The sequence below is a fragment of the Pseudomonas sp. LjRoot71 genome, from assembly GCF_964253255.1.
Classification (GTDB): Bacteria; Pseudomonadota; Gammaproteobacteria; order Pseudomonadales; family Pseudomonadaceae; genus Aquipseudomonas.
The window spans coordinates 2,115,968-2,127,519 of record NZ_CAXURA020000001.1 but is presented as its reverse complement, the minus strand read 5'-3'; the positions used below and the strand labels follow the sequence as shown (position 1 = coordinate 2,127,519).

At 63.1% G+C, this 11,552-nt stretch carries 13 protein-coding genes; 5 read left to right on the top strand and 8 right to left on the bottom strand.

Annotated elements, in window-relative coordinates:
* The first annotated feature begins 62 nt into the window (after positions 1-62).
* Positions 63-1,892 (top strand): exodeoxyribonuclease V subunit alpha, encoded by a 1,830-nt coding sequence (gene recD / locus ACSQ17_RS10145; RefSeq protein ID WP_436068492.1) that lies wholly within the window; start codon positions 63-65, stop codon positions 1,890-1,892.
* 79 nt (positions 1,893-1,971) lie between these two features.
* The gene (locus ACSQ17_RS10140; protein WP_436068491.1) at positions 1,972-2,736 is read left to right on the top strand and encodes a substrate-binding periplasmic protein; all 765 of its coding nucleotides are present in this window, start codon (positions 1,972-1,974) and stop codon (positions 2,734-2,736) included.
* Here the strand turns inward: ACSQ17_RS10140 and ACSQ17_RS10135 are convergent.
* Genes ACSQ17_RS10135 through prlC form a run of 3 tightly spaced genes read right to left on the bottom strand, consistent with a single transcriptional unit; the run spans position 2,726 to position 5,874 of the window.
* Complete coding sequence (locus ACSQ17_RS10135) at positions 2,726-3,502, bottom strand: DUF3658 domain-containing protein (protein ID WP_436068490.1); 777 nt, start codon at positions 3,500-3,502, stop codon at positions 2,726-2,728. The genes ACSQ17_RS10140 and ACSQ17_RS10135 overlap by 11 nt on opposite strands.
* 21 nt (positions 3,503-3,523) lie before the next feature.
* Entirely contained in the window at positions 3,524-3,799 is a 276-nt protein-coding gene (locus ACSQ17_RS10130) for a YheV family putative zinc ribbon protein (RefSeq protein ID WP_436068489.1), read from the bottom strand.
* Positions 3,796-5,874 (bottom strand): oligopeptidase A, encoded by a 2,079-nt coding sequence (prlC, locus tag ACSQ17_RS10125; protein ID WP_436068488.1) that lies wholly within the window; start codon positions 5,872-5,874, stop codon positions 3,796-3,798. The genes ACSQ17_RS10130 and prlC overlap by 4 nt, the downstream gene beginning before the upstream one ends.
* Positions 5,875-5,969: 95 nt before the next feature.
* On the opposite strand from prlC, the gene ACSQ17_RS10120 reads away from it, so the two are divergent.
* The gene (locus ACSQ17_RS10120; protein ID WP_233685618.1) at positions 5,970-6,512 is read left to right on the top strand and encodes a gamma carbonic anhydrase family protein; all 543 of its coding nucleotides are present in this window, start codon (positions 5,970-5,972) and stop codon (positions 6,510-6,512) included.
* A 14-nt stretch (positions 6,513-6,526) separates the two neighbouring features.
* Positions 6,527-7,174 (top strand): HAD family hydrolase, encoded by a 648-nt coding sequence (locus ACSQ17_RS10115; RefSeq protein WP_233685803.1) that lies wholly within the window; start codon positions 6,527-6,529, stop codon positions 7,172-7,174.
* A gap of 39 nt (positions 7,175-7,213) precedes the next feature.
* Here ACSQ17_RS10115 and ACSQ17_RS10110 read toward each other — a convergent pair whose 3' ends face one another.
* Complete coding sequence (locus tag ACSQ17_RS10110; protein WP_436068487.1) at positions 7,214-7,444, bottom strand: DUF1161 domain-containing protein; 231 nt, start codon at positions 7,442-7,444, stop codon at positions 7,214-7,216.
* A gap of 64 nt (positions 7,445-7,508) precedes the next feature.
* Positions 7,509-8,561 (bottom strand): aminopeptidase, encoded by a 1,053-nt coding sequence (locus ACSQ17_RS10105; RefSeq protein WP_436068486.1) that lies wholly within the window; start codon positions 8,559-8,561, stop codon positions 7,509-7,511.
* A gap of 111 nt (positions 8,562-8,672) precedes the next feature.
* Here ACSQ17_RS10105 and ACSQ17_RS10100 point away from each other — a divergent pair, with 111 nt between their 5' ends.
* The gene (locus ACSQ17_RS10100; protein ID WP_436068485.1) at positions 8,673-9,092 is read left to right on the top strand and encodes a hypothetical protein; all 420 of its coding nucleotides are present in this window, start codon (positions 8,673-8,675) and stop codon (positions 9,090-9,092) included.
* A 9-nt stretch (positions 9,093-9,101) separates the two neighbouring features.
* On the opposite strand, the gene ACSQ17_RS10095 is transcribed toward ACSQ17_RS10100, so the two are convergent.
* The 3 genes from ACSQ17_RS10095 to ACSQ17_RS10085 all read right to left on the bottom strand — a co-directional run bounded on the left by ACSQ17_RS10095 (position 9,102) and on the right by ACSQ17_RS10085 (position 11,418).
* Positions 9,102-10,100 carry an LLM class flavin-dependent oxidoreductase gene (locus tag ACSQ17_RS10095; RefSeq protein ID WP_436068484.1) on the bottom strand — a complete coding sequence of 333 codons (999 nt, stop codon included), beginning with the start codon at positions 10,098-10,100 and terminating at the stop codon, positions 9,102-9,104.
* A 152-nt stretch (positions 10,101-10,252) separates the two neighbouring features.
* Positions 10,253-10,468, bottom strand: coding sequence for a dodecin (locus ACSQ17_RS10090; RefSeq protein ID WP_436068483.1), 216 nt, complete (start codon positions 10,466-10,468; stop codon positions 10,253-10,255).
* 62 nt (positions 10,469-10,530) lie between these two features.
* Positions 10,531-11,418, bottom strand: coding sequence for a LysR family transcriptional regulator (locus ACSQ17_RS10085; RefSeq protein WP_436068482.1), 888 nt, complete (start codon positions 11,416-11,418; stop codon positions 10,531-10,533).
* Positions 11,419-11,552: the final 134 nt, after the last annotated feature.

Sequence of the window (11,552 nt, the reverse complement as noted above, 5' to 3'; positions counted from 1 at the left end):
TGCGCCGCGCGCGCCATGCCCCTTATTCTCGGTGCGCACAGCGCACCCTACGGGGGTATCGCATGACCTTCTCCGATCTACCCCTTGGCCCGCTGGAGCGCGCGCTGGTCGATAGCCTGCAGCGCCTTGATCCGCAGGCGTCACCGGTGGTGTTGGCCTCGGCGGCATTGCTGTGCATGGCCTTGGACAAGGGTGATGTGTGTTTGCCGTTGGCGCGCTTCGCCGGACAGCGGCCCTGGCCAGAGCATGAACTGCGCTTGCCGGCGCTCAGCGACTGGCAGGCGCAGCTTGAAGCCTCACCACTGGTTGGCGGCGACGGTGATTTCACCCCGCTGACTCTCGAACACGGCCGCCTCTATCTCGCGCGTTATCAGGCCTATGAGCGGCAGTTGGCCGAGCAGCTGTTGCAACGCGCCGCCGATTTGCCCGAGGTGGATGAAGCCCAGCTCAGTGAAAGCCTGACCCGGCTATTTGCCTTTAACCAACAGCAACCCGACTGGCAGCGCCTGGCTGCCGCACAAGCGGTGCGGCGCAAACTGGCGGTGATCTCCGGCGGCCCCGGCACCGGCAAAACCACCACTGTGGTGCGTCTGCTCGCCGCGTTATTAGAGCAACCAGGCTGTGAAAATCTGGCCATTGGCCTGGCCGCGCCCACCGGTAAAGCGGCGGCACGCATGGCCGAGGCGATACGCAATGCCAAAGCCCAGCTGCCGGTCAGCGAGGCGATCAAAGCCGCACTGCCGGATGAGGCGCGCACCCTGCACCGCCTGCTCGGCAGCCGGGGCGACAGCCCGCAGGTGCGGCATCACGCGGCCAACCCGCTGGCGCTGGACGTGCTGGTGGTGGACGAAGCCTCGATGGTCGACCTGGCGCTGATGGCCAAACTGCTCGATGCCCTGCCGCCCACTGCGCGGCTGATCCTGCTCGGCGACAAGGATCAGCTCTGCGCCGTAGAAGCCGGCGCAGTGTTTGCCGAACTCTGCGAGGGCCGTGGCTTTGATGCTGAGGCGGCGAACGAGCTGCAACGCATCACCGGCCAGCAGGTGCCGGTCAGCCAACCCAGCTCGCAACTCGGCGACGCCGTGGTGCTGCTGACCCACAGCCACCGTTTTGCCGGCGACAGCGGCATCGGTGAACTGGCGCGGCGCATTAACGGCGGCGATGCCAGCGGCACGCTCAATCTGCTCAAGGAGGACCGCTCCGACCTGGCCTGGAATGCCGCGCCAACACCCAATGATCTGCTGGAGCGTCTGGATCAGGGCTATGCGCCCTATATCCGCGCCGCCAACAGCGCCGACCCCGCCGCAGCCTTCGCTGCCTTCAACAGCTTCCGCGCACTCTGCGCCCAGCGCGAAGGCACCTGGGGCGTGGCCGGCATCAACGAAGCTCTGGAAGCGCGGATCAAGCGCCGCAGCCAAGTGTCTGCACGCGAGCGCTGGTATGTCGGGCGGCCGATCATGGTGCGGCAGAACGACTACGCCCTCGGCCTGTTCAACGGCGATATCGGCATTTGTCTGCACACTGAATACGGCCTGCGGGTGTTTTTCGAAGGCGAGGACGGCTACCGCCCCTTCGCCCCGGCCCGCCTGCCCAGCCACGACAGCGCTTTCGCCATGACCGTGCATAAAAGCCAGGGCTCGGAGTTCAGTGAGGTACTGCTGGTGCTGCCCGAACTGCCCAGCCCCTTGCTCAGCCGCAGCCTGTTCTACACCGGCATCACCCGCGCCAAACACAAGGTGGAAATCTGGGCATTGCCCGCGCGCCTGGGCGAAGCGGTCGCCACCCGCGCCGAGCGCGCGGCGGGGTTGGCTGAGCGGTTGGCCGCTGCGTCTGCGGCTGTACATGCCGATGCTCCCCATACGACCAATGGTCAGTTAGGTTTATTTGACTAGTTATGCGCATCCTGCCGCCTACACTGGGAGTCAGGATCATGGCTGCTTTGTATTGCGCTGCCGCGCTAAGGTCAGGTTGATGCCTGCACGTACACTCACTTCTCTCTTCCTGGGCCTGCTGCTCTGCACCAGCGTGCTGGCTGAGCCTGTGCGGCTGGTCACTGGTGATGACTACGCCCCCTTTACCGGCAAGGCGCTGCCGGCTGGCGGTATGTTGACTCAGGTGGTGCGTGGGGCCTTTCAGCACGCTCAGCTCCCCAGCAGTCTGGATTGGCAGCCCTGGAACCGTGGCTATCTGAAGACCCTGCGCGGTGATTACGACGCCACCTTTCCCTATGTGCGCACCCCGCAGCGTGAAGAGCTTTTCCTCTATTCGGAGCCGCTGTTTACGGCAGAGCAGCATATTTTCAGCCGTGCGGGTGAGGTGATTGAACTGACCGATGTGCCCAGCATGCAGGGGCGGCGTTTGTGCTACCCGCTGGGCTGGCAGCCGCCGCCGGTGATTCAGCAGTTGCTCGATGCCGGTCAACTGGCTCGGCATTCCCCGGCGGGGCTGAATGAGTGCGCACTTTTATTGCAGATGGGGCGTGATGACTTCTTTATCTCCGATCGTCGCCTGGGGGAAACCGCGTTGCGCCTGACGGGCGTGCCGGTCGAGCAGTTTCGCCGTTCTGAGAGTGCGATCAGCCGCAGTACCCTGCATTTGATCGTGCCGCGTCGCCACCCGCAGGCGGCGGTGATCATCGCGCAGTTCAATCAGGGTCTGGCGCTACTGCGCGCCAACGGTGACTACCAGCGCCTGCTGGAGCGCTCCCTGCAACAGGTTGAACAGACTACGCCCTGAGCCGGCGCACCTGCTGTTCGCTGTAGGCAGTAGTCAGCGGCTGGGCCAGTTGCAACTGCCCGGCCAATGCCAGTTCACGGGTGCGCCAATGCAGGAAGGCGTCGGTGGGGAAGAAGCCTTTGCTTTGAGCCATCACCTCGGCCATGACTCGCGCCAACGGCTGCCATTGCTCGGTGCAGTACTGCAACAAGGGATCATCGACCAGCGCATGTTCATGGTGTTTGAAACGCCCGGCGTGCCAGACGCGGATGGCGGCGTTGTGCTGTTGCGCCTGTTGCCAGTGCGCCGCCAGTTCGCTACGCCGTGATGCGCCGAGCAGTTGTCGTTGCGCATACAGTCCTTGCAGTTGCTGCGGCTGGCACAGCGAGACGGCGCGGCGTGGCGGCAGCTGCGGGTTGCCGCAGGCGACTTCCCATAATTCAATGGTTGAGCCGGCCAGAGCCTGGGCCACGCGGGCCAGCAGCAACTGCTCGGAACAACTGTCGCCGTGCCAGACCGTCACGCTGCGCTGGCCGCTGCTCAGGGTGCTTAGCCAGCGGGCATCGGCTTGCAGCTGCGCGTCGAAATCCGGCACGGGTTGCATCGATTGTGGCCAGACGCCCTGCCAGTAAGCGCTGCGGACGGCGCACGGCGGGTTATCGATATCCTGCAACGGGCCTACGGCGAGGTCGTCACGCATCACCCGCAAGGTGCAGCTCGCGGTGTCTTCACCCAGAACGAAACGCACGCCTTCGACAGCGGCATCACCGCAGACCAGATGCCACATATACCCTCCTTGGCGGCTTGTTTATTCGGTTGGTTTTTTTAACTTGGGGTTGGGGAAGAACTGCACCGCTTGCACCTTGGGATCAGCTGCCTTGGGTTTCAGGGCGCTGATATTGACCCGTGTCGGCAGTTCGCGCGGTACCGAGTTGCCGCGTTCATCCAGGGTATCGGCGTAGCCGCAGCCAACGCACTCGCGGTGCGGCACGCCGTCGACATTCCACATCTGGATCTTGTCCATTTCGCTGCACGCCGGGCAGACCGCGCCGGCGATAAAGCGTTTGGCGGTGGTCTCTGTCATGCGGCCTCCTGGCTCAGGCCGAGGTGGCGCAGCAGGGCGTCGATCGACGGCTCGCGGCCACGGAAATCGACGAACAGCACCATCGGTGCCTGGGAGCCGCCGCGCGCCAGGATTGCCTCGCGGAAGGCTTGCCCGGTGGTGCTGTTGAACACGCCTTCTTCCTCGAACTTGGAGAAGGCATCGGCGCTCAGTACTTCGGCCCACTTGTAGCTGTAGTAACCGGCCGCGTAACCACCGGCGAAGATGTGCGCGAAGCTGTTGGGGAAGCGGTTGTAGGCCGGCGGACGCAACACCGAGACTTCCTGACGGATGCCTTCGAGCACGTCCAGCACGCTGCGGCCATCGCCGTGGGTGGCGTGCAGTTCGAAGTCGAACAGGCTGAACTCGATCTGCCGCACCATCATCAAGCCGGACTGGAAGTTCTTCGCCGCCAGCATCTTGTCCAGCAGGTCCTGTGGCAGCGGCTCGCCGGTCTCGTAGTGGCCGGAAATCAGCGCCAGGCCTTCCGGCTCCCAGCACCAGTTCTCCATAAACTGGCTCGGCAGCTCCACGGCGTCCCAGGCCACACCGTTGATCCCGGATGCGCCGGCGTGTTCGACGCGGGTCAGCAGGTGATGCAGGCCGTGGCCGAATTCGTGGAACAGGGTGGTGACTTCATCGTGGGTCAGCAGCGCCGGCTTGCCGCCGACGGCTGGGGTGAAGTTGCACACCAGATTGGCCACCGGGCTGATCAACGTGCCATCAGCCGTACGGCGTTTGTCGCGCGCACCGTCCATCCAGGCGCCGCCGCGCTTGTTGGCGCGGGCGTAGAGGTCGAAGAAGAAGCGCCCGACGTGCTGGCCGTTCTCGGTGATTTCAAACAGGCGCACATCCGGGTGCCAGGTGTCGAAGCCAGTCAATTCCTTGATCTGGATGCCGTAGAGCTTTTCGACGATGGCGAACAGGCCGGTCAGCACCTTGTCGGTGGGGAAGTAGGCGCGCAGGGTTTCCTGGGAAGTGCTGTAGCGCTGTTCGCGCAGTTTCTCGCTGTAGTAGCCGACGTCCCAGCTTTGCAGCTCGTTGCAGCCCTGCTCACTGGCGAAGGCTTGCAGCTCGCGCAGGTCCTGCTCGGCAAAGGGCTTGCCGCGCACGCCCAGATCGCGCAGGAAACTCAGCACCTGCTCGGTGCTCTCGGCCATCTTGCTCGCCAGGCTCAGCTCGGCGTAGTTGCCGAAGCCCAGCAGCTTGGCCAGCTCCTGACGCAGGGCGAGGATTTCGCTCATCACCGGGCCGTTGTCGTTCTTGCCGGCATTCGGCCCCTGATCGGAGGCGCGGGTGCAGTAGGCGGCATACACCTCCTCGCGCAGCGCGCGGTCGTTGGCGTAGGTCATCACCGCGAAGTAGCTGGGGAACTCCAGGCTGATCAACCAGCCATCCAGGCCCTTGGCCTCGGCGGCTTGTTTCATCTGCGCCTTGGCCGAATCGGTCAGGCCGTCCAGCGCCGCTTCGTCGCTGACGTGCTTGGTCCAGGCCTGGGTGGCATCCAGCAGCTGGTTGGAGAACTTGCTGGCCAGCTCGGAGAGCTTCATCTGGATCTCGCCATAGCGCTTCTGCTGCTCGACCGGCAGGTCGATACCGGATAGACGGAAGTCGCGCAGGGCGTGTTCGAGGATGGTCTTTTGCGCCACATCGAAACCGGCTGCTGCCGGGCTTTCAGCCAGCTTCTGATAGGCCTGAAACAGTGGCTGGTTCTGGCCGATTTCGGTCCAGTACTCAGACAGCTTGGGCAGGCAGGCTTCGTAGGCGGCGCGCAGTTCGGCGCTGTTGCATACGGCGTTCAGGTGGCTGACCGGGCTCCAGGCCTGACCGAGGCGCGCGCCCAGCTCGTCCAGGGCCAGCACCAGGCCGTCCCAGCTTGGGTCAGCGGCCTGTTGTTCCAGCAGGCGGCTCATGGCGGCGCGGTTGTCGGCCAGAATCTGCTCGATGGCCGGCTCGACATGCTCGGGTTTGATCAGGCTGTAGGATGGCAGATCGAAGTCTTGAAGAAGCGGGTTGCTGGCGGACACGGCAGGCACCTTTCTGATACGCGAAGTCATAAGCAGGTTATGGGGTCGCAGGCGACGTTTCACAACCGCAATGCCCTGCATGTTAATTACAATCGGGGCAAACCGCAGCCTAAGAGGTTTCTATCGTGGCGATTCGTACATACCAAGGCATCACGCCCAGCTTGGGCGCACGGGTGTTTATCGACAGCAGCTCCGTGGTCATCGGTGATGTGCAACTGGGCGAAGACAGCTCGGTATGGCCATTCGCCCTGATCCGTGGCGACATGCACCGTATCCGCATTGGCGCGCGCAGCAGCGTGCAGGACGGTAGTGTGCTGCATATCACCCACGCCGGGCCGTTCAATCCGGATGGTTTTCCGCTGATCATTGGCGACGACGTGACAATCGGCCACAAGGTGACCTTGCACGGTTGCACCCTGGGCAACCGCATTCTGGTCGGCATGGGTAGCATTGTGATGGACGGCGCGGTGGTGCAGGACGAGGTGGTGATCGGCGCGGGCTCGCTGGTACCTCCGGGCAAGGTGCTGGAAAGCGGTTACCTGTACGTCGGCAGCCCAGTGAAACAGAGCCGTGCCCTGACTGATAAAGAGCGTAATTTCTTCACCTACAGCGCTGCCAACTACGTGCGGTTGAAAGACCAACACCTGCTGGAAGGCTATGCCGGCTGATGAGCGAACCTGTTATGCATTACCAGAACATCCTGTTTGACCTCGATGGCACCCTGACCGATCCGCGCGAAGGCATTACCCGTTCGGTGCAGCATGCGCTGGCCAGGCTGGGCATCGATGAGCCTGACTTGCAGGCACTTGAGCACTTTATCGGCCCGCCGCTGCTGCAGTGTTTTATGCAGACCTATCAGTTCGACGAGGCTACAGCCTGGCAGGCGGTGAACCATTACCGCGAGCGCTTCCGCGAGGTCGGGTTGTATGAAAACCAGCTGTTCGACGGTGTGAACGAGCTGTTGCAGTTGCTGCAGAACCAGCAGCGCACGCTATACATCGCCACCAGCAAGCCGACAGTGTTTGCCGAGCAGATTGCTAAGCACTTTGGTTTCGCGAAGCACTTCAAGGTGATCTACGGCAGCGAACTGGACGGCACGCGTACCGACAAGGTTGAGCTGATTGCCCATCTGCTGGCGCAGGAGCAATTACCGGTGCAGAGCACGCTGATGATTGGCGATCGCAAGCACGATCTGATCGGCGCGCGGCGCAATGGCCTTGATGCAGCCGCGGTGGGCTATGGCTTTGGCAGCCTGGCTGAATTACAGGCCGAGGCGCCGACCTATCACTTCCATAGCCTGGCCGAGCTGCACCAGGCGTTTGTGCGCTAGGTGTCGGGCTGCCTGGACCAGGCAGCACGCTGGCAGGGATCAGCCGTTTTTCTGGTAGATGATCTTTTTGGTGCCGCCGTCGCAGCTGCCGACCACCATGTTGGGGTCTTGGGCGTCTGCGTTGGGCACGATTTCCAGGGTGTAGCTGGCAACACCGGCGGCCTGGATTTTCACTTCAATCTCCGCGCGCAGCTCTGCGCAGGGCTTGGGGGCAGCCAAAACGCTGGTGCTGAGTAGGCCGAGCAGCACGGCCAGGGTGAGTTTGTTCATTGCATCGCTCCTTTTGCGTGAACAGAAATAACGAAAGTTGGACTGGGCTTCGGGTACGTAAGTTCTAAGTGCCTGCAGATAGTCCGATCAGCGCCTGCTGCCGTTCGGCGGCAGGCAGTCTGCCCAACGCCTCGACCTGCTGGTAGAAGCGTGGCCAGTCGCGACCAGCCTGTTCGAACAGTGCGGCGAAGGCCGGCACCCATTGATCATAGAGGCCAAACGGCAGCAGCTTGGCGTTATTCATCGGCGCGTTGATCCAGTCATCGTAACGGCCAAGGCCGCCCCACTCGCGTTCGCGCAACGCGCGGTATTCGGCACGCAACCGGGCGAACTCGGCCTGCTTGCCGCTGCGCATCTGCGCAGGTTGTAGATCGCTGTCGTAAAGCTTCTGCAGGCGCGCCCTGCTGGCCAGCACCAGAGCGGCAAACTGCTCGCGTTGTTGTTCGCCTTGCGAGTCGCTGGGTGGTAGACCCTGTTTGGCGCGCCATTGGCGCAGGCCCTCGCGCTCGACAAAGCTGGCGAAGGATTCGTTGAACGCGGTGTCGTCGGCCACATACAGCTGCTGGTGCGCCAGCTCGTGGAAAATCACCGCCACCAGGCGCTCATCGCTCCAGCGCAGCATGGTGTTGAGAATCGGGTCATCGAACCAGCCCAAGGTGGAATAGGCCTCGACCCCGCCCAGGTAGGTATCCAGACCCTGTTGTTTCAGCAATGCTGCCGCGCCCCGTGCCCGCCCCTGGCTGTAGAAGCCGCGATAGGCCACACAGCCGGCGATGGGGAAGCAGTGTAGCTCCGGCGACAGGGAAAACTCCGGGGTGGCAAACACATTCCACACCACGAACGGCCGCTGAATATCGGCATACAGGCGATAGCTGCCGTTGTCGGGCAGTGCCAACTGAGCGCTGGCGAAATCCCGCGCCTGTTGAGCGAGTGCCAGGCGTTGTTTGAGCTCGGGGTCGGCCGTCGGGCTCTCCAGCAACTCGGCAATCGGCTCGCGTGCCTGCAGCAATTGCAGTTGGCCGCCGGCCAGGTGGCTGTAGTAATCCAAAGTGCTGCAACCGCTCAGCAGCAGGGCGGCGGCCAGCGGAACCCAGCGCCACGGCAGGGCGTCGAACATGGGGTCGGTACCTGTGACGATTCAGGCTAGCCACGCTAGCGCATCGGCGCTGCTGTCTCCAGCACAGGATCGGCGTAGGCTAACGGTTATTGCGATTTGTGGAGGTGTCCCATGCGTTACCTGGCTTTATACAGTGCAGTGCTGGCGCTCGCTGCCTGTGCTTCGCCCGTGCCGCCGGCGGATCCGAGTCAGGCCTGGGTTGAGCTGCGCAGCAATGCTGGCACTCTGTTGATGGCGGATCGCCTCGACGGTCAGCGGCTGAACGATGGTCGTTACTTCCAAGTGCCGGTGGGTGCCCATGAATTGCAGGCGCGTTTGCAGTTTGAAGTGAACAGTGGCGGTGGTCAGGATGGCATCAGCGAGCCCCGGCAGATGACCTGCGATATCCGTGTGCGCTATGCCGATTTTGCTGCCGGGCAGCGCTACCGTTTGGAAGCACGCCCGTTGCAGATGAAGGCACAGGCCTGGCTGTATGACGAGCAGCGCAATGTGCTGGCGCGCGGCCAGGTGTTGCGCTGCGGTACGTTCTGATCGGCCTGGTTAGTCGCGTAATTGTGCCAGCAGCTCGAAGGCGTGCAGACGGTCGGCGAAGTCGTACAGGTCGCAGGTGAAGATCAGTTCATCGGCGCCAGTCTGTTCCAGCAACAGCTCCAAGCGCGTGCGCACCTTGTCCGGGCCGCCGATCATCGCCATGCCGAGGAAGCTGCTCACGGCCTCTTTCTCATGCGGTAACCACAGGCCCTGCATGCTCGCCACCGGCGGTTTCTGCACCAGGCTCTGGCCACGAATCAGCGCGAGAATGCGCTGGTAGGCCGAGGTGGCCAGGTATTCGGCCTGTTCATCCGTGTCGGCAGCGATCAATGGCACGCCGAGCATCACATAGGGCTTGTCGAGCACCGCCGAGGGTTTGAAGTGGTTGCGGTAGACGCGAATCGCTTCATGCATATAGCGCGGCGCGAAATGCGAGGCGAAGGCATAGGGCAGGCCCTTCTCGCCGGCCAGCTGAGCGCTGAACAGGCTGGAGCCGAGTAGCCAGATCGGCACATTGGTGTCGCTGCCGGGCATGGCGATTACCCGCTGATCCGCTGTGCGCGGGCCGAGGTAGCGTTGTAACTCCTCAACATCTGCCGGGAAGTCATCGGCGCTGCCAATTCGGTCGCGGCGCAGCGCCTGGGCGGTGAAGTGATCCGCTCCCGGTGCGCGGCCCAGGCCCAATTCAATGCGCCCAGGATAGAGCGTGGCCAGGGTGCCGAACTGCTCGGCAATTACCAGCGGTGCGTGATTGGGCAGCATCACCCCGCCAGAGCCCAGGCGAATCTTCGACGTACCGGCGGCCAGATACCCCAGTAGCACGGCAGTGGCCGAGCTGGCGATGCCGTCCATGTTGTGGTGTTCGGCCACCCAGAAACGTTCGAAGCCCAGACGCTCGACATGCTGCGCCAGCGCCAGGGAGTTGTGCAGGGCCTGGGCGGCGTTGCCGTCATCGCGAATCGGGGCGAGGTCCAGGGTGGAGAATTTGCTCTGTGCAAGTGCGCTCATCGGGCCGCCTGTGGGTTATCCGTGTGTTGGGGCGCCACAAAGCGCCAATACCTGAGTTAGATAGTGGGGCTTGTTCTGCGGATTCCAAGGGGGGCGGTGCGTGGTGTGGAAAGTGCTGCGGCCATGTGAGGCATGACCGCATGCATATGGACTCAGCTATTGCTCAGGTGGAAGCCGATTTTCAGGGTGACCTGATAGTGGCCGACCTTGCCATTCACGATATGCCCGCGGGTTTCCACCACCTCGAACCAGTCCATATTGCGTACCGACTTGGCGCATTCGGCCAGGGCATTTTCGATGGCATCCTCGATGCTGACTTTCGAGGAGCCGACGATTTCGATTTTCTTGTAGGTGTGATGATCGGACATGGGCGTTCTCCGCAGGTTGATGATTCAACGCTAGTTGAGTTGCCACGGTTCTGCCTGCCGATTCAGCCTTGCAACTCTTGACGTAGCCAGGCTGCCAACAGCTGTGCGCGTTTATCCAGGCGCCGCGCCGGCACCCACAGAGCCAGGCGTGCCGAGGTTTCGACAAAACCCCAAGGCGCGACCAAGCGACCGCCGGCCAGGTCGTCGGCCACCAGTTGTTGCGGCGCGATGGCGACGCCCAGGCCGGCTGCCGCGGCTTCCAGCAGGTAATACAGATGCTCGAAACCCTGGCCGAGCTTCAGCACGCTGGCATCCAGCCCATTGCTGGCGGCCCAGCTGGGCCAGGCCTGCGGGCGCGAGCTGGTGTGCAGCAAAGGTTCGCCGAGCAGGGCGGCGGCGGTGGCCTGATGCAACGCGGCGAAGTGTGTGTAACGCGGGCTGAGCACCGGGCCGATGCGCTCGGCAGCCAGTTCGAACACCTGCATATCCGCCGGCCATGGCGGTTCGGCGAACCACAGGGTGGCGTCCACGCCGCTGCGCCGTGGGTCCAGCTCGCCTTCGCTGGCGGACAGCTGCAGGCGCAGCTCCGGCAGCTCGCGGTTGAGGCGATCCAGGCGCGGGATAAACCAGCGCGCCAGCAGGCTGCCCGGGCAGGCCAGGACAAACGGCGCATCGGCCTGACCCTGTTGCAGCTCGGCGCAGGTGCTGCGCAGGCGGTTGAACAGTTCGGCGCTGACATCGCGCAGACGAATGCCAGCATCTGTGAGTTTAAGGCCACGGCCTTCCTTGCTGAACAAGGCTACGCCAAGGTGTTCTTCCAAGCTGCGCACCTGGCGGCTGACCGCGCCATGAGTAACGTGCAGTTCGCTGGCCGCCTGGCTGACGCTGTTCAAACGGGCGGCTGCTTCAAAGGTGCGCAAGGCGTTAAGCGGTGGAAGGTCGTGGCTCATCTGTGAGTTTTCCTGACAGGTTGCGGCGATCTTATCGCTTTTGCCGCGCGCGCCACAGCTTTATCCTGTGTTCATTGCTGTAGAGGCGGGCATCGCTGCCCGCCAAACGCGCCCGAATTTTCTGAGGAGAACGC

Excerpts from the sequence above, each read along its gene's own strand:
- ACSQ17_RS10130 (WP_436068489.1), bottom strand. The coding sequence starts at position 3,799 with ATGACAGAGACCACCGCCAAACGCTTTATCGCCGGCGCGGTCTGCCCG.
- prlC (WP_436068488.1), bottom strand. The coding sequence starts at position 5,874 with ATGACTTCGCGTATCAGAAAGGTGCCTGCCGTGTCCGCCAGCAACCCG.
- ACSQ17_RS10095 (WP_436068484.1), bottom strand. The coding sequence starts at position 10,100 with ATGAGCGCACTTGCACAGAGCAAATTCTCCACCCTGGACCTCGCCCCG.
- ACSQ17_RS10135 (WP_436068490.1), bottom strand. The coding sequence starts at position 3,502 with ATGTGGCATCTGGTCTGCGGTGATGCCGCTGTCGAAGGCGTGCGTTTC.
- ACSQ17_RS10140 (WP_436068491.1), top strand. The coding sequence starts at position 1,972 with ATGCCTGCACGTACACTCACTTCTCTCTTCCTGGGCCTGCTGCTCTGC.
- ACSQ17_RS10090 (WP_436068483.1), bottom strand. The coding sequence starts at position 10,468 with ATGTCCGATCATCACACCTACAAGAAAATCGAAATCGTCGGCTCCTCG.
- ACSQ17_RS10100 (WP_436068485.1), top strand. The coding sequence starts at position 8,673 with ATGCGTTACCTGGCTTTATACAGTGCAGTGCTGGCGCTCGCTGCCTGT.
- recD (WP_436068492.1), top strand. The coding sequence starts at position 63 with ATGACCTTCTCCGATCTACCCCTTGGCCCGCTGGAGCGCGCGCTGGTC.
- ACSQ17_RS10085 (WP_436068482.1), bottom strand. The coding sequence starts at position 11,418 with ATGAGCCACGACCTTCCACCGCTTAACGCCTTGCGCACCTTTGAAGCA.
- ACSQ17_RS10110 (WP_436068487.1), bottom strand. The coding sequence starts at position 7,444 with ATGAACAAACTCACCCTGGCCGTGCTGCTCGGCCTACTCAGCACCAGC.
- ACSQ17_RS10105 (WP_436068486.1), bottom strand. The coding sequence starts at position 8,561 with ATGTTCGACGCCCTGCCGTGGCGCTGGGTTCCGCTGGCCGCCGCCCTG.
- ACSQ17_RS10115 (WP_233685803.1), top strand. The coding sequence starts at position 6,527 with ATGCATTACCAGAACATCCTGTTTGACCTCGATGGCACCCTGACCGAT.